Source organism: Roseobacter sinensis, from assembly GCF_025755255.1.
GTDB classification, from domain to species: domain Bacteria; phylum Pseudomonadota; class Alphaproteobacteria; order Rhodobacterales; family Rhodobacteraceae; genus Roseobacter; species Roseobacter sinensis.
In genome coordinates this window covers 1-23,773 of sequence record NZ_JALIEB010000005.1, presented here as the reverse complement: position 1 = coordinate 23,773, position 23,773 = coordinate 1, and the positions used below count along the sequence as shown (strand labels likewise).

Below are 23,773 nucleotides of genomic sequence, written 5' to 3'. Positions count from 1 at the left end.
CGCTGTCGCCCGCCCCCCGCGGTTTCGCAGCAATCCTATTCCGTATTGAGCACGATCGCCTCCACGCGCCTGTTCCGCTCTCGCCCCTCGGCAGTCAGATTGGAGGCGACGGGCGCAAGATATCCCATGCCTTCCGCATCCAGACGCGCCGGATCGATCTGGTACTGCGCGACCAGCCGCCCGCGCACGGCCTGCGCGCGGGCGCGCGACAGGTCGATGTTGGGCTCGAGCCCACCAACGGTGTCGGTATGACCGACCAGGGCGATCCGAAGCTCCGGGCGGGCCTCCATCAGATCTGCAAGCTCTTGCAGCGAGGCGAAAGGCCCGGGGCCAAGCGCGGTCGTACCGGTGTCGAAATCGAGATCGGACAGTACCACGAACCCATCGCGCAGAAGATCGGGCGCCTCGGGCTCGGGCGGTTGCAGATCAGGGCGCGCCACCGGTGCTGCGCTGGTAACTGGTGGGGTGGCGGCGTCAGTGGCTGTATGGATCACCTGCACATAGGCCGAGGCCGCGGTGGCACTTGTCAGCACCGTCAGAGTTTCGTCGGGATCGTCGTCCGGCCCTTTGAACGCGGTCAGATACCGATAAGAGCCAATATTGACGTACATGTTCGGCCCTGGCAGCACCTCAATCGCGAACCGGAAATCAAAGCCGCCGCAGGCAGAGCTTGTGCATTCGAAGACGATGTCGTAGCCGAGCGCCTCGATCTGCTCCCGCAGGGGGGCCATGACCTGCAACGAGGTCAGATTGCCGGTGTCGATCCGCCAGGCGCGCCGTGTCACGGCGCCTTCGAGGGTGCGCGCCGGCACTTGCCCGTCGGAAAAGGGGCCCAGAGGTGCATCGAAGCTGTCCAGTTCCGTCGCCCGCTCGACCGTCATCCTGGCAGCGGACGGCAGCGTCAGCTCAGCCGCCGGAACGGCACCGGCGCCGACCAGAGCCGCAAGCGTGCAAAGGAGCCGTGCCCGCGTCATCGGGCCTGTGCGTGATAATCGTCGTTGGGCTGCATGGCCGTCGCGCTGGCCACACGGTTGGTCATGTTGAAGAACCCGGCGACATTCGCGATGTCCCAGATGTCGTGATCGGTGAACCCCACATCGCGAAGCGCGGTGCGATCCGCATCCTCAATCGTTGCGCTGGCCGTGGTCATCTGCGCCGCAAAATCGAGCATGGCGCGCTGGCGCGCATCGAGCCTGGCCACGCGGTAGTTCATCACCAGGGCCTCACCCAGTTGCGGATCGCCCGAAAGCGCGCGCACCGCGGCCCCATGCGCCACGAGGCAGTAGAAGCACTTGTTGATCGAGGAGACAACCACAGCGATCATCTCGCGCTCGAGCTTGCTGAGCCCCGAGGGTGCCAGCATCAGGTTGTTATACATCGCCGTGAATGCGTCGAGCTTCTCGATATCGAAGGCATAGGCGCGCAGGACATTCGGGATGAGCCCCAACTTGTCCTGACAGATGTCGAAGTATTTCTGCGTGGCCTCGGGCAGAGGGTCGACCATAGGCAGGTTCAAGGCTGTGGGCAGGGTCTCATCCGCCATGTCAGGGCACCTTCCGTGAGCGTTTATGCCGGTAATGGTACTGGCCCACGGTCTCGAAGCCCAGAGAGGAATAGAGCCGGTTCGCCCCCTCGTTGGCCTGCGTGCAAAGCACAGAGATATGCCGCGCGCCTCGGGCCGCGGCCCAGAAGGCCGCCGCCCGCATGACCCAGCTGGCCACGCCCTGGCGGCGCTGTTCGGGCAGGATCTCCACCGCATGCACCATGCAGACATCCTCATGGATTGCCGCAAAGGCGGCGCCAGCCGGTCTTTCGTTCCAGCGCGCGAGGATGCCTGTCTTTTCCGCCGCGCGCGCCATCACGGCGAGCCGTGCCGGGCCGATACCGCCCTTGGCCCAGATTTCCTCCATGATCGCCAGCGGCTCCCAGATGCAGAAGGCCGTCACCCGCGGCACCGGCAGATCGGTCAACCGATCTATGGGCGCGATCCAGAGGTTTGTGGGGTCGACGACCTCATAGCCGCGGTCGGCCAGTGCCGTGTCGATTTCGGCATCCTTGGGCTGCAAAGTGAAGAGCAGCGACTGCCCGCGTGCGGCCATGTCTGCCTCGGCCAACGCGATGTCGTCGGGCCGTGCCGCCTCGGTGGCAGAGGTTGCGGAGACCCGCTTGCCACCCCCCTGCCCGTCGCGCAGCACCCACGGGCCCACAGGCCGATAGGCCGCCGCAGGCCAGGTCGCGTCACTCACCGCAAAAAGATCGGGCGAGGTCATTCCCGGAAGGTCTCGGCCAACCGCTGCTTGGCCTGTCGGACCAGCGCCGCATCGGAGCCACGGATCACCACGTTGGAGCCGTAGCGCCCGTTTTTCTGCTGGAACGGATAGGACCCGAGGCTGAGCGTGGGATACTCCTCGGCCAAAGCGCCCAAGGGTCCGGCGATATCGCCCTCGCCGCGAAGCACCCGCAGCGTTTCCGACACCAAAGGTGCCCCGCCCACAAGCTGCGGCAGCAGAGCTTCCACCATGGCCTGAAAGACGGACGGCACGCCGGCCATGACGTGCACATTCGCAAGGGTGAACCCCGGTGCGGCGGAGACTGGGTTGTCGATCAGCGTCGCGCCTGCGGGGATGCGGGCCATGCGCAGGCGCGCCTCGTTCAGTTCGATCCCGGTTGTGGCGTAGTGTTGCTTCAGGATGGCCAGCGCATCTGCACGCACGTCGATCTCGGCGCCGAAGGCCGCGGCGATGCAATCGGCCGTGATGTCATCGTGCGTGGGGCCAATGCCGCCGCTGGTGAAGACATGGTCATGGGCAGCCGCAAGGGCCTGAACCGCCTCGACAATCGCACCCCGATCATCGCTGACCACGCGCACCTCACGCAAATCGAGGCCGACCTCCGTCAGCTTGCCAGCCAGGTGGTACATGTTCGCATCGCGTGTCCGACCGGAGAGGATTTCATCTCCGATCACCAGCATCGCAGCCGTGGGGTTGGGCATGAAGGGCCTTCCTTGCGTCTCACCTGCCGTGAGGTATAGACCCGGCCTCATGCGCTTTCAAACCGATCTTGTGCCCGCCCGGCTGACCCGCCGCTACAAACGCTTTCTCGCCGATTGCGTGCTCGAGGATACAGGCATCGAGATCACCGCCCATTGTGCAAACCCCGGTTCGATGATGGGCCTTGCAGAGCCCGGCACCAGGGTCTGGCTGGAGCCGAACAACGACCCGAAGAAGAAGCTGAAATACGGCTGGCGCCTTGTCGATCACGAGAACGGGCATTTCACCGGGGTCGACACCTCGCTGCCGAACAAGGCGCTGAAGGCGGCGCTGCAGGCCCGCGCCGTCCCCGGACTTGCCGCCTACGGGATGGTGCGGCCGGAGGTGAAATACGGCGCGGGCAGCCGCATCGACTTCCTGCTCTCGGAACCGGGCTTGCCGGATGCCTATGTCGAGGTCAAGAGCGTCACGCTCTCGCGCCAGTCGGGCCTTGCGGAGTTTCCCGACAGCGTGACGGCGCGGGGTGCCAAGCACCTTGCCGAGCTTGCCGAGATGGCGCGGCAGGGCCACCGTGCGGTGATGCTTTACCTGGTCCAGCGGACAGATTGCACCGCATTCACGCTCGCAGCCGATATCGACCCGCTCTATGATGCGACATATCGACAGGCGCGCGATCAGGGCGTTGAAACCCTGTGTCATCGCACCAATATCTCCCCTCAAGGCGTCGAACTCTCAGACGCGCTCGAAATACGGATCTGAGGGCCACTGGCCCTTGGGTCTTTTGCGCGTTAAAACCGCGCCCAACAGTCACGACGGAGTAGTCCAGTGGACGACGATCTTCGCGGGCGCCATACAAAGGATGGCATCCGCATTTACGAGAAGGGCGATTTTGCCGGCATGCGGGCCGCGGGCCAGCTTGCCGCGCGCATTCTCGACGACGTGGCAGAGCTGATCTTTGTCGGCCAGACCACGGGTGCCATCGACATGGCCATCACCAGAATGGTCGAGGAGGCGGGCGCCACATCGGCCACCATCGGCTACAAGGGCTACAAGCACGCCAGCTGCATTTCGGTCAATCACGTGGTCTGCCACGGCATCCCGGGCGAGAAGCGGCTGAAGGACGGCGATATCCTGAACATCGACGTCACAGTGATCGTCGATGGCTGGTTCGGTGACACCAGCCGGATGTATGTGGCGGGCAAGCTACCGCGCAAGGCCGAGCGGCTGATCCAGGTGACCCATGACGCGCTGATGATCGGGATCGAGGCGGTCAAGCCCGGCAAGACCTTCGGCGACATCGGCCACGCAATCCAATCCTTCGTGGAAAGTCACCGCATGTCCGTTGTGCGCGATTTCTGCGGGCATGGGTTGGGCCGGGTGTTTCATGCGCCCCCCAATGTGTTGCACTACGGCCGGCCAGGAACCGGCGCTGTTCTCGAAGAGGGCATGTTCTTCACCATCGAGCCGATGGTGAACCTGGGCCGTCCGGAGACCAAGACACTGGCCGACGACTGGACCGCCGTGACCCGCGACAAGTCGCTCTCGGCGCAGTTCGAACATTCGATCGGTGTGACGTCGGACGGTGCGGATATCTTCACGCTCTCACCCGGCGGGTTGTTCCACCCCACCTATTCGAACGGCTGATCCTCCGCATCCCGGCGCAGAATTTCGAGCAGCAGGGTCTCTCGACCCCAGGGCTGCACCGCATCCCCGATGAAGATCGGCGACGGCCTGCGCCTGGGCGCGGGCCCGGTCGCGCCGCGTGCGTCCGGGATCGACCAGAAAAGGGAGATGGCAGATGCGAACATGAGGGTTGCGTATCACTTTATGGCGTGGTTTTCGACAGCAACGTGATATGCGTGTCACCATAGCGACGCCGATCCACGACCTCAAAGCCGCTGGGCGCCGGCATCTCTTGCGCCTCCTCCCACACGATGAACGCCTCCGGTGACAACCAGCCGCCGGTCTCGAGGACGGCAAGCGCCTTTGCTCCAAACCCCTTTCCATAGGGTGGATCGACAAACACCAGATCGAAGGGCATGCCGTCACGCGCTGGCAGGTGCAAGGCATTGCGCCGGATCGTCTCGGTGCGATCCTGCACGCGCAGCTTGGCGATATTCTGGCGGATCAGCCCTTGCGCCACACGCCCGTCGTCGACAAAGGCGGCCCGCGTGGCGCCGCGCGACAGCGCCTCCAGCCCCAGCGCGCCGGTTCCGGCAAAGACGTCCAGCACCCGCGCGCCCGCGATCACATCGTGATGGGTCAGCACGCTGAACAGGCTTTCGCGCACCCGGTCGGTGGTGGGGCGCAGATGCGCAGCCGTGTCGCCCCTGCCGACAGTGGCAAGCGCTGTACCGCGATACTCACCCGCGATGATCCTCACGCGCTGAGCAACGGTTTCAGATCAGCCTGCGCATCGGCCACGCGCGCAGGGTCGGCACTTTTGCCCGCCTCGATCAGCCGCTTGCCGATCATGTAGGCGCGCGGGTCATTCATCGCGTCGACGGCAAGCAAGTTGCCCTCGCGGTAGTACCAGAAAGAGGCCGTCTGCCCTGCGCCCTGACGCGCAACCACATCCGTGTAGCCCGTATTCAGCCCCGCGATCTGCAATCTGACGTCATACTGGTCCGACCAGAACCAGGGCTTGGCCACGTAGTCCTTGCCCGCGCCCATGATGTTCTCAGCCACCAACTCCGACTGGTCGATCGCGTGGGGGACACTTTCCAGCCGGATGCGCCGGTCGCGATAGGGGAAGGACGTGCAATCCCCAGCCGCCCAGATATGCGGTATCGACGTCCGACCCTGCGCGTCCACCCGGATGCCATTGTCGATCTCGATCCCCGCCGCCTCGGCGAGCGTCGTGGAGGGCGCAATGCCCACACCGACAATCACGAAATCGACCTCGACCTCGGTGCCGTCGCTCAACACTGCGCCGCCTACGGCCCCGTCACCGGTCAGCCGCTCCAACCCCACGCCCTCCCGGATCGCAACGCCGTGCGCCTCATGCAGCGCGCGGAAGTAGTCGCTGGTCTGAGGTGCTGCAACACGCTGCAAGATGCGCTCTGCCATCTCGACCAGCGTGACCTGCAGCCCCAGTTTGGCGGCCACGGAAGCGGCCTCGAGCCCGATGTAGCCACCCCCGACGATGAGCACGCGGCGCCCGGCTGCGAAACGAGGGGCCATGGCGTCCACATCGGCGAGGTCTCGCACGCAATAGACGCCCTCGAGATCACCCCCGATGCTGGCGGGCAGGCGGCGCGGTTCGGACCCGGTGGTCAGCACCAGATCGTCATAACCCAGCGTCTCGTCGCCCAGCCGCACCTGTTGCGTATCCGCTGCGATCGCCGTCACCTCAGTGCCGGTACGCAGGGTGATGTCCTGCTCGGCATAGAAGCTCTCGGGCCGCAGAAACAGCCGCTCCAGACCCATGTCCCCCATGAGATAAGCCTTGGACAAGGGCGGGCGCTGATAGGGCGGCACCGGCTCGGCGCCAATCAGCGTGATGCGGTCATTGCAGCCGATGTTGCGCAGCTTGGCCACGCAGGACGCGCCGGCCTGCCCCGCTCCGATCACGATGATATGACGCATCCCGCCCCCTCTTTTGCCCGTCGGAATTCACTGGCCTCGCCCGAGGTCGCAACCTATATCCGAGGGCAAGGCAAACGCAATTCCAAGAAAGGCCTAGCACATGACGATTTCACAGGGCGATCAACTTCCCGACGCAACTCTGGTCCAATTGGGCGCCGATGGGCCAGCCGCCGTCTCGCTGTCCGACAAGACGAAAGGCCGCAAGGTCGTGCTCTTCGCTGTGCCGGGCGCCTATACGCCGACCTGTCACTCGGCCCATGTGCCGAGCTTCATCCGCACCAAGGATCAGTTCGACGCAAAGGGCGTGGACGAGATCATCTGCGTCTCGGTGAACGACCCCTTCGTGATGAAGTCCTGGGGCGAGGCCACAGGGGCCACCGCCGCCGGCATCACCATGCTGGGTGACGCCGACAGCTCGTTCACCAAGGCCATCGGCATGGATTTCGACGCCCCGCCCGCCGGGCTGCATGCCCGGTCGAAGCGCTATGCGATGCTGGTCGATGATGGCAAAGTGACCCTGCTGCAGGCCGAGGAAAGCCCCGGCGTCTGCGAGGTTTCGGGCGGCGAAGCGCTGCTTGAAAACATGTGACCCAGTGGCCCCGGCGGGCTGACCGCCGGGCGCCAGCCGTCAGGACGCTTTGACCTGCACCATCGTCCGCGTGGGGAAGGGAATATCGATCCCGCCTGCGTCCAGCGCCTCTTTCACGGCGCGCTTGATATCGGCCTGATAACCGAAGTACTCCGACGCATCGACCCAGACCCGCACCAGAAAATCGACCGAGCTGTCGCCCAGATTGTTGACCTGGATGAACGGCTCCGGATGCGATTGCGAGCGTGGATCAGCCATCACCGTCTCGCGAATGATCCGCTCGGCCTCGGCCAGGTTGACCCCATAGCCCACACCGAAGGTCCATTCCGCGCGGCGCTTGTCGTTCGTGGAGTAGTTCGTGATCACGTTGCCCCAGACTTCGGAGTTCGGGATGATCACCTGCACGTTGCTGATGTCGGCCAGTTCCGTGAAATTCAACGTGATCGCCTTGACGGTGCCCATTTCTCCACCCACTTCCACGAAATCACCCAGCTTGATCGGCCGGAAGAGGATCAGCATCACGCCTGCCGCCACATTGGACAGCGTGCCCTGAAGCGCCAGACCGATGGCCAGGCCCGCCGCACCGATGACGGCCACGACCGAGGTGGTCTGAACCCCGAAGGTGTTGAGCACGAAGAGCACGGCAAAGCCGAGCACGACGTACCGCACGATGGACGACAGAAAATCGAAGAGCGTGTCGTCCAGATGGCGGTGCTTTTTGCCGAGGTTCTGAATCCGACGCTGGAGCCAGGCGGACACGATCCAGCCGATGATCAGAATGCCGAAGGCCGCCAGCACGGAGCCCGCGGCACTGAGGAGGAAGTCGAGCGTCAGCAGATCGGCGAGGGTCTTGCCCTGCCAGATCTCGGTTTGCAGTAGGTCTTCCATGGGTTACTCCGCCAAACTGTCCATCTTCCGGGCCAGTTTGGCGTCCAGCGCGCTCAACCCGCCGACATCATGGGTGCTCAGCACCACCTCGACGGTCTTGTAGACATTGCTCCACTCCGGATGGTGGTCCCATTTCTCGGCCCAGATCGCCACACGGGCCATCCAGCCGAAGGCCTCCACGAAGTCTTTGAAGACAAAGGTCTTCTCGATGGCGTCCCGACCCTCGACCATCTGCCATCCGGCTGCAAAGAGCGGCTCCAGAAGGGGGCCGCGTGTTTCATCACTCAGTTTTTCAGTCATTCCTGTTCCTCGACTTCGGCCCGTTTGAAGGGCCCGTACTCCGTCAGCACCGTTATCTCTTCGTCAACGGCCGCACGTTCGGCCTCGAGATAGTCGCCGATGGCTTTGGAAAAGCCCGGGTCGTTCACCCAATGAAGCGACCACGTGGGCGCCGGCAGATAGCCCCGCGCCAGCTTGTGCTCCCCCTGTGCGCCCGCTTCGACCCGTGCCAAGCCTTCCGCAATGGCGATATCGATCGCGCGGTAGTAGCACAGCTCGAAATGCAGGCAAGGATGATGCTCGATGCATCCCCAATACCGGCCGTATAATGCCTCAGCGCCAAAAAAGTTCAACGCACCCGCCACCCAGCGCCCGTTACGCTCGGCCAGCACCAGCGCCATGTCGTCGCGCAGGGTCTCTTGCGCGATGTCGAAGAAGCGCCGCGTGAGGTAGGGGGTGCCCCATTTGCGCGCGCCGGTGTCCTGGTAGAATCGCCAAAAGGCGTCCCAGTGTTCGGGCTCGAGCGCGTCGCCGCTGAACGTATGGATTGTCCCGCCAAAGGCCTGCGCCCGCGCGCGCTCCTTGCGGATGTTCTTGCGTTTGCGCGAACTCAGCGTGCTCAGAAACCCCTCGAAATCGGCATATCCGTCGTTGCGCCAGTGGAACTGCTGGGTTTTGCGCAGCATCAGTCCGAAGGCCCTGCCGCGCATCGCCTCCGCCTCGGTGCAGAAGGTCACGTGCAGCGACGAAAGGCGGTTGCTCTCGGCGAGTTGCACCGCCCCTTGCATCAGGGCGGCGCTGCCGGTGTGCTCAAACCCGGGGCGCACCAGGAACCGCCGACCGGTCGCCGGTGTGTGCGGCACCGCGATCTGGAGCTTCGGATAGTACCGCCCGCCGGCGCGTTCATAGGCATGCGCCCAGTTGTGATCGAAGATGTATTCGCCCTGGCTGTGCGACTTGGCATACATCGGCGCCACGGCGATCAATTGGCCCTCGACGCGCGCCGCAAGGTACTGCGGTTGCCAGCCGGTTCCGGCCCCGACCGATCCGCTGTCTTCCAGCGCCGACAGGAACCGGTGCGTCGTGAAAGGGTCCGCAGGCCGGGCGCCTCCTTCGGCTTCCGGGCAGGCGCAGGCATCCCACTCGGCTGCGTCGATCTCGCGCAGCGAGGGCAGAACCCTGATCTCGATCTCCTGTTCCTGCATCCGGTCGCCTCTGCTCCCCGTCTTACTTGTAGCCCGCTCGCGCAGGATCAAGCGGAGAGCGGGGCGAGGTATTGCTCGAAGGTGACATTCTGCGCGATCTTGCGGGCCTCCGCCTCATCTTGGGGCGACTTGACGGTCCAGCAGAGGATGTTGGCCCCTTGGGCCTTCAAGTCAGCCACCCGTGGTCTGCTCAGGTCACGCCAGTTGTGGCTGATGAAGCTGCAGTCGGCCCGGTCGTAGTCGGGGATCGCTCTCAACCGCGCACGGGTCTCTTCGGGCAGTGGCCAATCCGCGGCACCATAGGCATCGGTGACCAGCCCCCGCGGCACGTCGGGGCAAAGCTGGGCCATGCGCATCACCGCATGCGGGTTGAACGACATCACCGCGACCGGCCCCTCGTAACCCTTCAGCGCTGCTGCCACAGCCACTTCCAGCGGGCCGATGTCAGGCCCCAGCGCGCCGTCCTGATCCTTGATTTCAATCAGCAGCGGGACCTGTCCCGCAACAAGCGAGAGCACCTCGGGAAGATCGGGAATGCCCTCTGACCCGCCCTTCAGCGGCGTCTTTGCGAGCTGGTCGGCCGCCACCGCGCGCACCGGGCCGCTGCCATCGGCAAGACGATCCAGCGCATTGTCGTGGAACACCATCGCCTGGGCATCGGCGCTCATCTGAACGTCGATCTCGATACCGTATCCGGCGTCGATAGCCGCGCGGACCGCCGCGCGGCTGTTCTCGGGGCGCCCGCACGCCACATCATGCAACGCCCGATGTGCCAGTGGATAACGCAGGAAGGCCTCTGGCAGCGCGACCCTCATTTGATCTCGAAGATCCCTTCGATCTCGACCGCCACACCAAGCGGGAGGGCCGCCGCGGACACGGCCGAGCGCGCGTGGCGGCCTGCCTCGCCAAGCGCTTCAACGAGAAAATCCGAAGCGCCGTTGATCACCTTGGGCTGATCCGTGAAATCGGCGGTCGAATTCACAAAACCGGTCAGCTTCACGACCCGGACAAGGCGCTCGATATCACCGCCACAGGCGGCTTTGACCTGCGCCAGAAGGCTGATCGCGCAGAGCTTGGCCGCGGCTGCCCCGGCCTCCACATCCGTGTCTGCCCCCAGCTTGCCGGTCACCAGACCGTCGGGCCCGTTGGAAATCTGCCCCGACACATAGAGCGTGTTGCCCACCTGCACGAAAGGCACGTAATTCGCGGCTGGCGCAGGCGCATCAGGCAGGGTGACGCCCAGATCGGCAAGGCGGGAAGCAATACTCATGGTCGGATCCTCTTGGATGAGTGCGGGCGCGGCAAGGCGCGGCGCGGCGCTTGTGCAAGAAGTATGCCAAACCTGCCGGGTTCCACAAGCGGATTAGCGGCGCGGCGATCCATCGCAGCCGCGCTGCCCCGCCCAGCCTCTGAAGGCGCTAACTGCCTACCCATTCTCAGATTTTCAGGACTGCCGCGGTCCGGACCTTGACCTCGCCCAGTCACCCGTGCAGGTTGAATGGACACATTTCCGCTCACAATTCGCGGCTTGTCCGTTGAATTGTGGACTGTATACGCCCAATACAACTATTGTTGCGCTGTCGCGCAGCTGCCACATCGAATGAATTCCCACATGCGCCCTCTGGGCATCACCGTAAAAAGTCTTAAGTCCAGTATCGTCAATTTCACAGGATGATCCCAGTGCCTGCACTCCCCCTTCCCAAGGCGTTCGCGCGACCGACCTTCGCCCTCCTGACGGCCCTCGCCCTTGGCGGCTGCGCCACGCAAGAGGCCGTGACCCGTGCCGACGGGATCAATGATCCCTACGAGACGCAAAACCGCAAGATCCACGGCTTCAACAAAGGCCTCGACAAGAACCTCGTGCGGCCCGTGTCACAGGCCTATGGCGTCGTGCCGGTCGAAATCCGTAACACGGTGAACAATTTCTCCGAAAACCTCTCGATGCCCCGGGTGGCGGTGAACAGCCTGTTGCAAGGCGATCTGCGCGGGACGGGCCTTGCCACGCTACGCTTTGTCATGAACTCGACCCTCGGGATTGGCGGGCTCTTCGACCCAGCGACCGAGCTGAATATCCCGCAGCACACCACCGATTTCGGTGAAACGCTGGCCGTCTGGGGCGCCGGCGAGGGCGCCTATGTCGAGCTTCCGGTCTTTGGCCCCTCGACACAGCGCGATACCGTCGGGCTTGTGGTGGATTTCTTCACCAACCCGCTGACGACCAATACCAACAACAAGTTCGACGACGATCTGCGCTCTGTCCCGCCCTCGACGGCAGCGGCTTCTGTGCTGAATGATCGCGAGAAGTTCTCCGATACAATCGATTCCGTGCTCTATGAGAGTGCGGACAGCTACGCGCAATCGCGCTCGATCTACCTGCAAAACCGCAGGTTCGAACTGGGACAGGACAGCCAGACCGACATCGACCCCTTTGCAGCTGACCCATACGAGGACCCCTATGCCGAGTAATCTCACCCGCCGAGATGTTTTCCTGAGTGCATCTGCCCTTACCCTGATCGCGGCAACCCCCGCCGCGGCTTTGACCGAAGCGGCCGCGCGCGCGCTGGTGGACGAGGTTGTGGCCGACATCGACCGCGTCATCAACTCCGGGCAATCCGACGCCGCGATCCTGCGTGAGTTCGAAAACCTCTTCGCGCGCTACGCGGATGTGAACATCATGGCGCAATATGCGCTTGGCGCAGATGGCCGCTCCGCCTCTGCCTCGCAGAAACGCGCCTTCAATGATGCCTTCACCACCTACATCACCCGCAAATACGGCCGACAGTTCCGCGACTTCGTCGGTGGACGGGTCGAAATCCAGTCTGCGCGCCAGATCAATGCGGGCTACGAGATCCGGACGCTCGCTTATCTGCGGGGCGAGGGCCCGTTCGAGGTGAACTTCCACATCTCCGACAAGTCCGGCAGCAACAAGTTCTTCAACGTCTATATCGAGGGCGTGAACCTGCTGCTGACCGAGCGCGGCGAGATCGGCGCGATGCTCGACCGGCGCGGCGGAGACATCAACGCGATGATCGGCGATCTGCGGAACGCCAGCTGAGTTCAGCGGTCGGGTCCGTGCACGTTTTCCGCCCCCGGGCGACTGCTCGTTCCGCCACCACCCAGAATGTCGCGCAGCAGCCCTTCCAGAAGGCCGACGGCGCCGCCACCGCCTTCCTGGCCACCCTGCGGTTCGCGGGCAGCACTCGTGTTCGACGGCAGCATCATCGGCAGCGGTTTCGCCGGCACACCCTCATGCACGCGTGCCATGGTCTCGCGCCAGATCTCCGCGGGTAAACCTGCACCCGTCACGCCCGTGAGCGGGGTGTTGTCGTCATACCCCATCCAGACCCCCGCCACATAGTCCGCCGAGAAGCCCACGAACCACGCGTCCCGCGCCGCCTGGGTCGTGCCAGTCTTGCCCGCCACTTGCCGACCGCCCAATTGCGCGCGGGCGCCCGTGCCTTCCGAGACGACCTTCTCCATCATGTAGATCAGCTGGCGGGCCGCCGCTTCCTGGACAACGCGCTCACCGATCCCGCCGCCGGTGCCCATCAGGGGCTCGTCGTCGCCCAGCAGGCGCAGCTCGATCAGCCCATAGGGCTGGACGGAGGAGCCACCGTTCAGAATGCCCGCATAGGCGCTCGTCATCTCGATCAGCGTGCTCTCGGACGCACCAAGTGCCAGCGCAGGCCCTGCGGCCAGATCGCTCTCAAGCCCGAACTCACTGGCGACCTGGCGCACCAAATCGCGGCCGACGAACTCCGACACCTTCACCGCCGGGATGTTCAGGCTGTCTTTCAGCGCATCGGTCAGCGTGACCTTGCCGTAGAACCGGTTGGTGTAATTGCGCGGCGACCACGGGCCAGAGCCGGGGATGTCGATGGTGATGGGCTCGTCCACAACCGTGTCATTCGGTGAATAGCCCAGATCGAGCGCGGCCGCGTAGACGAAGGGTTTGAAGGCGGAGCCGGTCTGCCGCTTGGCCTGCACCGCGCGGTTGAAGGCGCCCGCGACCTTTGTTTCGCGTCCGCCGACCATGGCCCGCACCGCCCCGTCAGCGGACATCACCACAATCGCCGCCTGCGCCTTGCTGCCCGGCCGGATCTTGTTCTCGAAGACCCAGTCCATCGCCGCATCTGCCGCCGCCTGAATGCGCTGGTCGAGCGTGGTCTTGATGATCACGTCCTCGGTGGTCTTGCGCGTGAAGAACTCAGGCCCCGAGGACATCACCCAATCGGCGAAGTAGCCGCCCGCGCGGGCCTCTGCGGCTTGAGAAAGCTGCGCGGGGTTGGCCTGGGCCTCCTTTGCCTCGCTATCGCTCAGGTATCCCTGCTCGTTCATCAGGCGCACAATCGTCGCCGCCCGGTTCTGTGAGCGCGCGAGATCATTGGTGGGCGCAAAGCGGGTGGGCGCGACAAGCAGACCGGCAAGCATCGCCGCCTCTGCCGCTGTGACATTGGCCGCCGATTTCCCGAAATACCGCTGGCTGGCCGCCTCGAACCCCCGCGCACCGGCACCCAAGAACGCGCGGTTCATGTAGATCGTCAGGATCTCGTCCTTGGAATACTTCGCTTCCATCGCGAGCGCATAGATCGCCTCGGAGGCCTTGCGCTTGATCGTGCCGCGCCGGCAATCGGCCTCGTATTCCGCTTCGCTCTGCACCGTCGGATCGAACGGGATGCCAAGACACAAAAGCTTGGCGGTCTGCTGCGTGATGGTCGAGCCGCCGTGGCCCGAGAGCGGCCCACGCCCCTCGCTCAGATTGATCCGCACGGCACTCGCGATCCCGCGCGGGCTGATGCCGAAATGGCGGTGGAAGCGCTTGTCTTCCGTCGCGATGATCGCATTGCGCAAGTGCGGCGAGACCGTCTCGGTGGTGATCGCGCCGCCAAACTGGTCACCCCGCCAGGCGAACACCCGGCCCTCGTTGTCGAGCAAGGTCACAGAGCCGCGCGCCCGACCGTCGAGCAGCTCGGTCACATCCGGCAAGGTGGTATAGTAGTAGCCGACGAACAGCCCGAGCACGACGGAGGCCACAAGACCCGCGCGCCAGGTGATGCGCCAGACCAGACGCAAAACCCAGCCGATCAGCCGCTGCACCAGCCCGATCAGCCCGCCGCGCCGCCGCTGAGGTGCCTTGCGACGCGTCGTCTTGCGCGGCTTCGCCTTCGGTTTCGCTTTGGCTTTGCGCGCTGTTTTCGACGCCGTCGCATAGCGCCTGTCAGCGACCAGAGGCCGTCTGCGTTTGCGTGAATCACTCATGACGACCCTGCCCGGCCCTATGTTGTTTCCGGCAGTCTACCCTGCCGCGTTGCGATTGTTGAGGCGCTGCCATGCAGAAAGGTGATTAAACTTATGCTGAAATTATAGGCAAAAAAAATCACCTGCCTATTTTTTGTACACTCAGGGCGCGTTTTGCCCATGATTTCGCCTACGTAACTTCCAACATCGCAGCCCTCTGGCGTCTTCTGCGGGCGCAAATACCGCAGCAAGTCTGCCAAATGAAGGGGACAAGAGGTGAAACTCATCATTGCAACAATCAAGCCGTTCAAGCTGGAGGAGGTGCGCGAAGCGCTCACCGAAGCCGGTGTGCGCGGTATGATGGTGACGGAAATCAAGGGCTTTGGCTCTCAGTCCGGTCACACCGAAATCTACCGTGGTGCCGAATATGCCGTGAACTTCGTGCCGAAGGTCAAGATCGAGATCGTTGTCGCCGACAGCGTCGTGGATCAGGTGGTCGATACCATCACCAAAACGGCGCAGACCGGCAAAATCGGCGACGGCAAGATCTTTGTCCTCGGCGTCGATCAGGCGGTGCGTGTGCGCACCGGCGAAACCAACGAAGACGCGCTCTGAAGCTGCGACAATTTAGGGATAGGTAATATGACACATTTCAAGACAATTGCCACCGCAGCGGCGCTTACCGTGTTGCCGTCGCTGGCGTTGGCGCAGGATGCGGCACCGGGCTTTGACGAGATCGGCCCGTACATCATGACCACGCTGCTGTTCTGCATGGCAGGCTTCCTGGTCTTCTTCATGGCCGCAGGCTTTGCGATGCTCGAAGGCGGGCTGGTGCGTTCGAAGAACGTGACCATGCAGATGACGAAGAACATCGGCCTCTATTCCATTGCCGCGATCATGTACTGGTTCATGGGCTTCAACCTGATGTATCCGGGCGACTTTAACGGCTACGTCGGCACCTTCTTCTCTCCAACCGTACTCGACCCGGTGGGTGTGGCGGCCGCCGATGCGGCGCTTGACTATGCGTCGGTGGGCTCGGACTTCTTCTTCCAACTCGTCTTCGTCGCAGCCACGGCCTCGATCGTGTCGGGCGCATTGGCCGAGCGGATCAAGCTCTGGCCCTTCCTGATCTTTGTTGTCGTCCTAACAGGCGTTATGTACCCGATCTCCGGCTCCTGGCAGTGGGGCGGCGGCTGGCTGTCCGAGGCAGGCTTCTCCGACTTCGCCGGTTCGACCGTTGTGCACTCGGTTGGCGGCTGGGCGGCTCTTGCCGGTGCCATCGTGCTCGGCCCGCGTCTGGGCAAATACAAAGATGGCAAGGTCAATCCGATGCCGGGCTCCAACCTGGCTCTGGCCACGCTTGGCACATTCATCCTGTGGCTGGGCTGGTTCGGCTTCAACGGCGGCTCGCAACTGGCCATGGGCACCGTCGGTGACGTCTCGGACGTGAGCCGGATCTTCGCCAACACCAACATGGCGGCGGCTGCCGGTGCAGTCACAGCTCTGCTCCTGACGCAGATCTTCTACAAGAAGCCGGACCTCACCATGGTGCTGAACGGTGCACTGGCGGGCCTCGTTTCGATCACGGCTGAGCCGCTGGCGCCCACGCTCTTCGGTGCCCTCTGGATCGGTGCGATCGGTGGTGTGATCGTGGTCTTCACCGTCCCGATGCTGGACAAGTTCAAGATCGACGATGTTGTCGGCGCGATCCCCGTGCACCTTTTTGCCGGGATCTGGGGCACCATCGCGGTGATCTTCTACAACAGCGATGCGAGCCTGATGACGCAGCTGACAGGGATCGTGGCCTACGGTGTCTTCACCTTCGTCGGAAGCCTGATCGTCTGGTTCATCCTCAAGGCGGCGATGGGCATCCGGGTCAGCGAAGAGGCCGAGATCAGCGGGCTCGACACGGCCGAAATGGGCATGGAAGCTTATCCGGACTTCTCCAAAGGCTAAGCCTGCGGACATATGCGAAACGGAAAACCCGGGCCGATGTGCCCGGGTTTTTGTTTTCGTCTTGGTCCGATCGGCGTCTGCCGGAAGTGTAAGGCAGCTGCCATGCCACTTGCAGCTACACCCCGGCGTCGATGATCGCCTTGGCCAGAACAGGCACCGTTTCGGCGTTCAACCCGGCGATGTTCATCCGGCTGTCACCCACCATGTAGATCCCGTGGGTCTCGCGCATCTCCACCACCTTCTCCGGTGACGCGCCGAGGCGCGAGAACATGCCGCGGTGCTCGGCCAGAAACCCGAACCGGTCCGAACCCGAGAGCCGCTGCAACTCGCCCGCCAACTGGCTGCGCAGGCTCAGCATGCTGCCGCGCACTTCTTCCAGTTCGGCCATCCAGTCGGCCTTGAGCGCCGCATCGTTCAGGATCATCGTGACAAGCCGCGCGCCATGATCCGGCGGGAAGGAGAAGTTCTGGCGGTTCAGAAACGCCAGCGTATCCTGATGCAGCTTGCGCGCTTCGCTGTTCTGGCTGACCGCGATCAAGAGCCCCGTGCGCTCGCGGTAGATGCCGAAGTTCTTCGAACAGCTGGCCGCGATCAGGCATTCCGGCACCGAAGACGCGACCAGCCGTGTCGGCCCCGCATCCTCTTCCAACCCGTCGCCAAAGCCCTGATAGGCGATGTCGATCATGGGCACGGCACCGGTTTCGAGCAGCACATCGACCACCGCCTGCCACTGCGCGAGATTCAGATTTGCGCCGGTCGGGTTGTGGCAGCATCCATGCAGCAGAACCACATCGCCGGCCTTGGCGCCCTTGATGTCGGCGATCATCCCCTCGAAGTCGACGGCACGCGTGTCTTCGTCGAAGTAGCGATAGTTGACCGCCTCCATGCCCAGATAGCTCAGGATCGACAGATGGTTGGGCCAGGTCGGGTCGGACACGAAGACCCGCGCTTCCGGGCGCGCCATGCGGATCAGCTCAAAGGCCTGTCGCACGGCCCCGGTACCACCCGGTGTGGCCACAGCGGCCACCTTGTCGCGGGGAACCGCATCACCCAGGACCAGCTGAATCATCGCATCGGAAAATCCGGGATCGCCCGCAAGCCCTGTATAGACTTTCGTATCCTGCGCCTCCCAGAGCTGATGCTCCGCGGCCTTGACCGCGCGCATGATCGGCGTAAGGCCGGTTGCGTCCTTGTAGACGCCGACGCCGAGGTCGATCTTGCTGGGCCGCGGGTCATCCTTGTACATCTGCATCAAGGCAAGGATGCTGTCGGCCGGGCGGGTTTTGAGGGTCTCGAACATCAGGCGTCTCCAGTTGCAACGGGCACGGTGGGGAACATGCCCCATTCGGCCCAGGATCCATCATAAAGCGACCATTGCGCATGCCCCATCCGCTCCAGCGCGAGCGCGAGGATCGCTGCGGTTACACCCGACCCACAGGAGGTGATGATGGGCTTGCCCAGATCCACGCCCGCGGCCTCGAAGATCGCACGGCAGGCTTCGGGATCCTTCAGGGTGTTGTCGTCGTTCAGAAGCTCTGAGTAGGGCACGTTGCGGGACCCCGGGATATGCCCCGGACGCAAGCCCTCGCGCGGCTCGGGCGCATCACCGCGGAACCGTGCCGCGGCCCGCGCATCGACGATGTGGTGATCCCTGAGTTTCGACGCCGCAGAGACTTGCGTCACATCGCGCACCAGATGGTTCTGGAAGCGCACGGTCATGTGGCGATCGCGGATCACCGGCGGCATGTCCTCGATGGGGTGCTCTTCAGCCTGCCACTTGGGGAAGCCACCGTCGAGCACGGCCACGTTTTCCTGCCCCATCAGACGGAAGAGCCACCAGACCCGGGCCGCCGACAGCAGGCCGGCGCCATCGTAGACCACCACCTGGTGCCCATCGCCTACACCCATCGCCCGCAGGCGCGACATGAACTTCTCCACCGGTGGCGCCATATGCGGCAGATCGGAACGGTGGTCGGAAATCTCGTCGATATCGAAGAAGCGCGCCCCTGGAACATGCGCGGCCTCGTATTCGGCTCGGGCGTCGCGTCCGGCGTCCGGCAGATACCACGAGGCATCCAACACCCGCAAATCGGGATCCTTCAGATGCTGCGCCAGCCACGTGGTCGAGACCAGTGTCTTCGGATCATCGGACATGGGAGACCCCCTTGGTTGAGAACGCCCATTGGGTAACGAGCGCAGACCGCAGAGGCAAGCCTGCTTGCGGGAAGGGGCGGCCTGAAAGCCCACCCCACCTGCCGGATCCAAGGTCTGTGCCGGCAGGTGCGGTGGGCTTTCAGGCCACCGCGTGGCTAGCCATGATCTTTCATCAGCCGGGATTTCTGGCGCGACCAGTCGCGCTTGGCGGCCGTCTCCCGTTTGTCATGCAGTTTCTTGCCCTTGGCCACGCCGATCTTGATCTTCGCCATCCCGCGATGATTGAAGTACAGCACCAGAGGCACCAGGGTCATGCCCTTGCGCTGCGTCGCGTTCCAGAAATCCGCCAGCTGCTTGCGCGAGGCCAGCAGCTTGCGCCGCCGCCGCTCATCATGTTGGAAGGTCTTGGCTTGCTTGTAGGGGGCGATGTAGCTGTTCACCAGCCACAGCTCACCGTCCTCGACCGCAGCGTAGCTCTCGGCGATATTGGCACCACCTTCCCGCAGCGACTTGACCTCCGACCCCTCGAGAACGATCCCGCATTCCACGTCGTCTTCGATCGCATAGTCGAACCTGGCCCGCCGGTTTTCGGCGACAACCTTGTAGTTCGGATCGGACTTCGAAGTGGATTTCACCTGCGCCATGCGCGCAGATGTAGTCGGTGCAGCGGTGACGCGCAAGCGGGCCCCAGCGATCGGCAGACCACACGGTACCGGACGGAATGGTCCCATTGCGGAAAATAGTGTATGACCAAGGCACAAGACCGGCCCCGGAGCGTTCTGATGTTCAACCCGACAGCCACTTTGGCAGCGTCCTTTGGTGACCATCTTTCGGATACATTCCTGCAATACTTCTCGGGCCGGGAGCCCGAATACGCCGCCTTCATCAATGGCTGCGCAAAAATGGTGCTGGAGCGCCTGGCGAACTCCGACGCGCTTTACCACAACGCCGAGCACACGATCATGGTCACCCTTGTGGGTCAGCAGATCATCCGGGGCCGGCTGGTCACGGAAGCGCTGCAGCCTTGTGACTGGCTGCACTACATCGTCGCATTGCTTCTGCACGACGTGGGGTACATGCGCGACATCTGCGAGGGCGATGGCGCTTCAAAGGTGGTGATCGACGCGGACGGCACAACCATCACCCCGCCGCGCGGCGCATCCGATGCTTACCTCGCCCCCTACCACGTCGAGCGCGGGATGATCTACGCGCGCCAGCGCTTCGCAGGCTCCAGCCTGATTGACGAGGAGCGCATCGCCGCCGCCATCGACTATACGCGCTTTCCCGTGCCGAATGATGCGCATTACCAGTCCACCAGCAGCGAACCCGCACTTGTCCGCGCCGCGGACCTTATCGGCCAGATGGCCGATCCCTTCTATCACCGCAAGATCGGCGCGCTCTATCTGGAGTTCAAGGAAACCGGCATGGCCGAGGAGCTCGGCTATCAAAGTGCCGTGGACCTGATGGAAAAATTCCCCGATTTCTTCTGGTCTCAGGTGCAGCCCCTTATCGGCCCCGCGCTCGGCCATCTGGAGCACACGATGGAGGGCAAGCAATGGGTGGCGCAGCTCTACAACCATATCTTCCAGGTGCACCACCGCACGAGCGTTCTTGGCCCCTTCGCCGGGGGCTGACCGCATCTTGTTGTGGAAAGGCGATTTCTTTCCGACCCCTTAGGCTCGATCGCGAGCTGTCTTTCGATAGATTTCAAATTGAAACGGTGACGCCCTAGTCGCCAAGCTTGGCGTGCACCTCTTCGAGGTCGATCTCGCCGGTCGGAGCCTTCTTCGACGGGTCTTCGAAATCATAGCGGAAAAGCTCGAAGTCCCGCTTGTAGATCTCATAGACAAGATGCATCGACAGATCGTCGAAGTACGCCTCAACCGGATGGGCGCGCTTCGGCCCGTGCCCCTCGCTCTCGTTGAACCGCGGCACCTCGGTCAGGACAATCGGATGCGGTGTCTCGATCGCATCCAGAACCTCCTGCATGCCCGCGTTGAAACTCTCCGTCCAGACGATCTTGTCGTAGGTGCCGCCGTTCACGATGAAGGTGCTGATGTGCCCTGACATGGCCGACCAGTGAATGTCGGGGTCCATCGGCTTGCGAAAACGGATGGTGTCACGCGCAAAGAGCAAAAATCGCCGGAACGAAGCGATTTGGTCGAAGTCGTCCCGCCCATCGTCACCGCCCACATCGATGCCGTATTTCTGCGTCAGCACAGGCACCAGATTGCCGCGATAGCGACTGCCGTTGCGCTGGATGCCGCAGATCTTGTCGAAGAACGAGCTCAGGATGCGCGTGTAGGGATTACGCACGCAGGTGAAGGCATAAGACTTGTGATGCTGCACGTTTTCGGTGATCGGGCGCTGGCTGTCCTCCAGCGCCCACTTGTGCAGCCCATCCTTCGCATCGTGGATATCGCCGTCGAAAAACCTGCCGTGATCGGAGTAATACATGATCTGGCCGATGGTCGAGCAGGCGCATTTGGGCACCACGCGGTACACCATGCTTTCACTTTCGGTCATCCAGGTGCCTGGGAAGCCCATCTTGCTCAACTCCTGCCCGGCCTGCCGGTTTTTGGGGTTATCGACCCGATTTGGTTAGAAAAGAACAAATAAATGCAGTTTATTCAATGTGTCTTCATTCTTGCCCCAGTATAGGTTGGCGGCGAGACGAGCAGAAGGACCGACGTGGCAAAAATCGCCTACATCCTCTTGTGCCATAAGGACCCCGACGCCATCGTCCGGCAGGCGGAGCGTCTGACAGCGGCGGGCGACTATGTTACGATCCACTTCGACGCGCGGGCCGATGCCACGGATTTCCGGCAGATCCGCACCGCCCTTTCCGACAATGCCAACGTGGTCCTTGCCAGCAAACGGGTGAAATGCGGCTGGGGCGAGTGGTCGCTTGTGCAGGCAACACTTCATGCCGTGGAAGCCGCGCTCGAGGCCTTTCCGCGGGCAACACATTTCTACATGCTGTCTGGCGATTGCATGCCGATCAAGACAGCTGAGCATACGCACCGGTTTCTCGATGACAACGATGCCGACTTCATCGAGAGTTTCGACTATTTCGAGAGCGACTGGATCAAGACCGGCATGAAGAAAGAGCGGTTGATCTACCGCCACTATTTCAACGAGCGCAAGAACAAGCGCCTGTTCTATGCGGCGATGGGTCTGCAGCGACGCCTGAAGCTCGACCGCAAGCTGCCGGAGGATCTGCAGATCCGGATCGGCAGCCAGTGGTGGTGCCTGCGGCGCTCCACCGTCGAGAAAACTCTGAGATTTGCAAAACGGCGCAGGGACGTGATGCGCTTCTTTGCCAGCACCTGGATCCCGGATGAAACGTTCTTCCAGACCGTCGTGCCCCACCTGGTGCCAGAGGGCGAGATCCGCAGCCGCACGCTCACCTTCCTGATGTTCACCGACTACGGGATGCCGGTCACCTTCTATAACGATCACTACGACATGCTGATCAGCCAGGACTATCTCTTTGCGCGCAAGATCAGCCCTGAAGCACAGGACCTCAAGCGCCGGCTGGGTCTGCTCTATGCGGCCTCGGACGTCTCCTTCCAGATCTCGGGAGAAGGGCCGGAGCTCTTCAAGTTCCTCACCGGTCGCGGCCGCATCGGCCGGCGCTTTGCCTCGCGTTTCTGGGAAACGGAATCGACCCTCGGGCGCGAGCGCGAGCTGCTGGTGATCGTCTGCAAGAAGTGGCATGTGGCCAAGCGGGTGCTGGAGCGCATCCGCCAGACGACCAATGTCCCGGCGGTCGAATACATCTTCAACGAGGAAAGTGCTGTCCTACCCGATCTGGGTGGCATTCAGACGAGCCTCGAAAAGCGGACGCGCCACCGGCGCGCGCTGATGCGGATGCTGTTTGACTACTACGAAACCGACCGCATGATGGTCTGCATGGATCCCAGCAACATCGAACTTCTGGAGGATTTCGCCGCCGACCGCTCGGTCACGCGGATGCTGGAGATCGACTGCACCTTCACCGACGACTACCTCATCGGACACGCCATGCGCGTGGGGCTTGCGGGCGAACAGACATCGGCCGAGACTTTCAAGCGGCTCCTGCCCACAATTCGCAACGATATCATCTTTGAAAGCGACCGCATCCGCGATGCCGAGTTCAAGAACCATCATCGCTTTCGCGAAACCGCTGATCTGGAGAAGAATGCCGAGGCGCTTGCGCGGTTTCTCTCCATCTCCCAGGATGCCGCGCGCGAGATCGCGGACAGCCCTCATCTCTTCGCCGACTGATGGAAAGCCCGCCTCACCCGAAACACTGCAAGGAGCGCGCATGACCTACGCCTACGACGACCAGAACATCTTTGCCAAGATCCTGCGCGGCGAGATCCCGAACACAACGGTGCTGGAGACCGAGCACAGCCTCGCCTTCCGCGATCTCTACCCCCAGGCGCCGGTCCACGTGCTGGTGATTCCCAAAGGCGCATATGTCAGCTACGATCACTTCGCCTCCGAAGCCTCGGATGCCGAAATCGTGGATTACACCCGCGCCATTGCCGAGGTCTGCCGCCGCGAAGGCGTTACACTGACGGCTGGGGAGGGCTTCCGCATGATCTCCAACGCCGGCGCCAACGGCGTGCAGGAGGTGCCGCATCTGCATGTGCATATCCTGGGCGGGCGCCCGCTGGGCCGGATGCTGGCGAAAGTCTGAAGCAGCAGCCAGGGCCGGCCAAGCACGTGCTGCGCCAACCGCCGCCGCGCGCCCGCTTGCGGCAAATGAGGCGAAGGTCGCCGTGCAGCACAGCCTATCGAGGAGACCCATCGCCGCTCCCTCCGCCGGGCTATTCGTGTAGTCGATCCGGTGAAGCAGCGCGGGGGCGGTGATCGGGGGTGCGGGGTCAACCCCGCAC

27 protein-coding genes are annotated in these 23,773 nt (G+C 63.2%); 10 read left to right on the top strand and 17 right to left on the bottom strand.

Translation table 11 applies throughout. From position 1 onward, the window contains the following. Positions 1-35: 35 nt before the first annotated feature. The 4 genes from MUB52_RS09380 to MUB52_RS09365 are packed head-to-tail and all read right to left on the bottom strand — an operon-like array spanning position 36 to position 2,992. The gene (locus MUB52_RS09380; protein ID WP_263843959.1) at positions 36-974 is read right to left on the bottom strand and encodes an OmpA family protein; all 939 of its coding nucleotides are present in this window, start codon (positions 972-974) and stop codon (positions 36-38) included. Further along, positions 971-1,543 (bottom strand): peroxidase-related enzyme, encoded by a 573-nt coding sequence (locus tag MUB52_RS09375; RefSeq protein ID WP_263843958.1) that lies wholly within the window; start codon positions 1,541-1,543, stop codon positions 971-973. Before MUB52_RS09375 ends, MUB52_RS09380 begins: the two co-directional genes overlap by 4 nt. Position 1,544: 1 nt before the next feature. After that, the gene (locus MUB52_RS09370; RefSeq protein ID WP_263843957.1) at positions 1,545-2,270 is read right to left on the bottom strand and encodes a GNAT family N-acetyltransferase; all 726 of its coding nucleotides are present in this window, start codon (positions 2,268-2,270) and stop codon (positions 1,545-1,547) included. Continuing rightward, entirely contained in the window at positions 2,267-2,992 is a 726-nt protein-coding gene (locus MUB52_RS09365; protein WP_263843956.1) for a competence/damage-inducible protein A, read from the bottom strand. Before MUB52_RS09365 ends, MUB52_RS09370 begins: the two co-directional genes overlap by 4 nt. A 49-nt stretch (positions 2,993-3,041) precedes the next feature. Between MUB52_RS09365 and sfsA the strand changes: the two genes are divergently transcribed. Together sfsA and map are read left to right on the top strand one after the other, a co-directional pair. Continuing rightward, complete coding sequence (sfsA, locus tag MUB52_RS09360) at positions 3,042-3,749, top strand: DNA/RNA nuclease SfsA (RefSeq protein WP_263843955.1); 708 nt, start codon at positions 3,042-3,044, stop codon at positions 3,747-3,749. A gap of 66 nt (positions 3,750-3,815) precedes the next feature. After that, positions 3,816-4,634, top strand: a complete 819-nt coding sequence (gene map / locus MUB52_RS09355; protein WP_263843954.1) for a type I methionyl aminopeptidase — start codon at positions 3,816-3,818, stop codon at positions 4,632-4,634. On the opposite strand, the gene MUB52_RS09350 is transcribed toward map, so the two are convergent. Genes MUB52_RS09350 through MUB52_RS09340 form a run of 3 tightly spaced genes read right to left on the bottom strand, consistent with a single transcriptional unit; the run spans position 4,619 to position 6,578 of the window. Then, a complete protein-coding gene (locus tag MUB52_RS09350) occupies positions 4,619-4,798 on the bottom strand; it encodes a hypothetical protein (protein ID WP_263843953.1) in 180 nt (59 codons plus the stop codon). The genes map and MUB52_RS09350 overlap by 16 nt on opposite strands. Before the next feature lie 17 nt (positions 4,799-4,815). Continuing rightward, entirely contained in the window at positions 4,816-5,373 is a 558-nt protein-coding gene (gene rsmD / locus MUB52_RS09345) for a 16S rRNA (guanine(966)-N(2))-methyltransferase RsmD (protein ID WP_263843952.1), read from the bottom strand. After that, positions 5,370-6,578, bottom strand: a complete 1,209-nt coding sequence (locus MUB52_RS09340; RefSeq protein WP_263843951.1) for an NAD(P)/FAD-dependent oxidoreductase — start codon at positions 6,576-6,578, stop codon at positions 5,370-5,372. Before MUB52_RS09340 ends, rsmD begins: the two co-directional genes overlap by 4 nt. A 100-nt stretch (positions 6,579-6,678) precedes the next feature. On the opposite strand from MUB52_RS09340, the gene MUB52_RS09335 reads away from it, so the two are divergent. Next, a complete protein-coding gene (locus MUB52_RS09335) occupies positions 6,679-7,167 on the top strand; it encodes a peroxiredoxin (protein WP_263843950.1) in 489 nt (162 codons plus the stop codon). 39 nt (positions 7,168-7,206) lie between these two features. Here MUB52_RS09335 and MUB52_RS09330 read toward each other — a convergent pair whose 3' ends face one another. The 5 genes from MUB52_RS09330 to MUB52_RS09310 are packed head-to-tail and all read right to left on the bottom strand — an operon-like array spanning position 7,207 to position 10,809. Continuing rightward, the gene (locus MUB52_RS09330) at positions 7,207-8,055 is read right to left on the bottom strand and encodes a mechanosensitive ion channel family protein (RefSeq protein WP_263843949.1); all 849 of its coding nucleotides are present in this window, start codon (positions 8,053-8,055) and stop codon (positions 7,207-7,209) included. Between the two features lie 3 nt (positions 8,056-8,058). Then, the gene (locus MUB52_RS09325) at positions 8,059-8,355 is read right to left on the bottom strand and encodes a 4a-hydroxytetrahydrobiopterin dehydratase (RefSeq protein ID WP_263843948.1); all 297 of its coding nucleotides are present in this window, start codon (positions 8,353-8,355) and stop codon (positions 8,059-8,061) included. Then, a complete protein-coding gene (locus MUB52_RS09320) occupies positions 8,352-9,539 on the bottom strand; it encodes a GNAT family N-acetyltransferase (RefSeq protein WP_263843947.1) in 1,188 nt (395 codons plus the stop codon). Before MUB52_RS09320 ends, MUB52_RS09325 begins: the two co-directional genes overlap by 4 nt. A gap of 47 nt (positions 9,540-9,586) precedes the next feature. After that, positions 9,587-10,354 (bottom strand): glycerophosphodiester phosphodiesterase family protein, encoded by a 768-nt coding sequence (locus tag MUB52_RS09315; protein WP_263843946.1) that lies wholly within the window; start codon positions 10,352-10,354, stop codon positions 9,587-9,589. Beyond that, positions 10,351-10,809: a RidA family protein gene (locus MUB52_RS09310; RefSeq protein ID WP_263843945.1), complete on the bottom strand. Its 459-nt coding sequence runs from the start codon at positions 10,807-10,809 to the stop codon at positions 10,351-10,353. The genes MUB52_RS09315 and MUB52_RS09310 overlap by 4 nt, the downstream gene beginning before the upstream one ends. Before the next feature lie 410 nt (positions 10,810-11,219). Between MUB52_RS09310 and MUB52_RS09305 the strand changes: the two genes are divergently transcribed. Then, complete coding sequence (locus MUB52_RS09305) at positions 11,220-12,005, top strand: MlaA family lipoprotein (RefSeq protein WP_263843944.1); 786 nt, start codon at positions 11,220-11,222, stop codon at positions 12,003-12,005. Then, on the top strand, positions 11,995-12,594 hold the full coding sequence (locus MUB52_RS09300; protein WP_263843943.1) for an MlaC/ttg2D family ABC transporter substrate-binding protein: 600 nt from the start codon (positions 11,995-11,997) through the stop codon (positions 12,592-12,594). Before MUB52_RS09305 ends, MUB52_RS09300 begins: the two co-directional genes overlap by 11 nt. Before the next feature lie 2 nt (positions 12,595-12,596). On the opposite strand, the gene MUB52_RS09295 is transcribed toward MUB52_RS09300, so the two are convergent. Beyond that, positions 12,597-14,798, bottom strand: coding sequence for a transglycosylase domain-containing protein (locus MUB52_RS09295; protein WP_263843942.1), 2,202 nt, complete (start codon positions 14,796-14,798; stop codon positions 12,597-12,599). A 255-nt stretch (positions 14,799-15,053) separates the two neighbouring features. On the opposite strand from MUB52_RS09295, the gene MUB52_RS09290 reads away from it, so the two are divergent. Together MUB52_RS09290 and MUB52_RS09285 are read left to right on the top strand one after the other, a co-directional pair. Continuing rightward, positions 15,054-15,392 (top strand): P-II family nitrogen regulator, encoded by a 339-nt coding sequence (locus tag MUB52_RS09290; protein WP_263843941.1) that lies wholly within the window; start codon positions 15,054-15,056, stop codon positions 15,390-15,392. A 27-nt stretch (positions 15,393-15,419) separates the two neighbouring features. Further along, positions 15,420-16,733 carry an ammonium transporter gene (locus MUB52_RS09285; RefSeq protein ID WP_263843940.1) on the top strand — a complete coding sequence of 438 codons (1,314 nt, stop codon included), beginning with the start codon at positions 15,420-15,422 and terminating at the stop codon, positions 16,731-16,733. A gap of 115 nt (positions 16,734-16,848) precedes the next feature. Here the strand turns inward: MUB52_RS09285 and MUB52_RS09280 are convergent, their stop codons facing one another. From MUB52_RS09280 to smpB, 3 genes are all read right to left on the bottom strand, one after another. Then, on the bottom strand, positions 16,849-18,033 hold the full coding sequence (locus tag MUB52_RS09280) for an amino acid aminotransferase (RefSeq protein WP_263843939.1): 1,185 nt from the start codon (positions 18,031-18,033) through the stop codon (positions 16,849-16,851). After that, complete coding sequence (gene sseA, locus MUB52_RS09275; protein WP_263843938.1) at positions 18,033-18,887, bottom strand: 3-mercaptopyruvate sulfurtransferase; 855 nt, start codon at positions 18,885-18,887, stop codon at positions 18,033-18,035. The genes MUB52_RS09280 and sseA overlap by 1 nt, the downstream gene beginning before the upstream one ends. A gap of 155 nt (positions 18,888-19,042) precedes the next feature. Then, positions 19,043-19,531, bottom strand: a complete 489-nt coding sequence (smpB, locus tag MUB52_RS09270) for an SsrA-binding protein SmpB (protein WP_263843937.1) — start codon at positions 19,529-19,531, stop codon at positions 19,043-19,045. A gap of 102 nt (positions 19,532-19,633) precedes the next feature. Between smpB and MUB52_RS09265 the strand changes: the two genes are divergently transcribed. After that, on the top strand, positions 19,634-20,521 hold the full coding sequence (locus MUB52_RS09265; RefSeq protein WP_263843936.1) for a hypothetical protein: 888 nt from the start codon (positions 19,634-19,636) through the stop codon (positions 20,519-20,521). Between the two features lie 94 nt (positions 20,522-20,615). Here MUB52_RS09265 and MUB52_RS09260 read toward each other — a convergent pair whose 3' ends face one another. After that, a complete protein-coding gene (locus MUB52_RS09260; RefSeq protein ID WP_263843935.1) occupies positions 20,616-21,434 on the bottom strand; it encodes a sulfotransferase family protein in 819 nt (272 codons plus the stop codon). A gap of 144 nt (positions 21,435-21,578) precedes the next feature. On the opposite strand from MUB52_RS09260, the gene MUB52_RS09255 reads away from it, so the two are divergent. Beyond that, complete coding sequence (locus MUB52_RS09255) at positions 21,579-23,156, top strand: beta-1,6-N-acetylglucosaminyltransferase (protein ID WP_263843934.1); 1,578 nt, start codon at positions 21,579-21,581, stop codon at positions 23,154-23,156. Positions 23,157-23,196: 40 nt separating this feature from the next. Continuing rightward, positions 23,197-23,574 carry a histidine triad nucleotide-binding protein gene (locus MUB52_RS09250; RefSeq protein ID WP_263843933.1) on the top strand — a complete coding sequence of 126 codons (378 nt, stop codon included), beginning with the start codon at positions 23,197-23,199 and terminating at the stop codon, positions 23,572-23,574. The last annotated feature ends 199 nt before the right edge of the window (positions 23,575-23,773 follow it).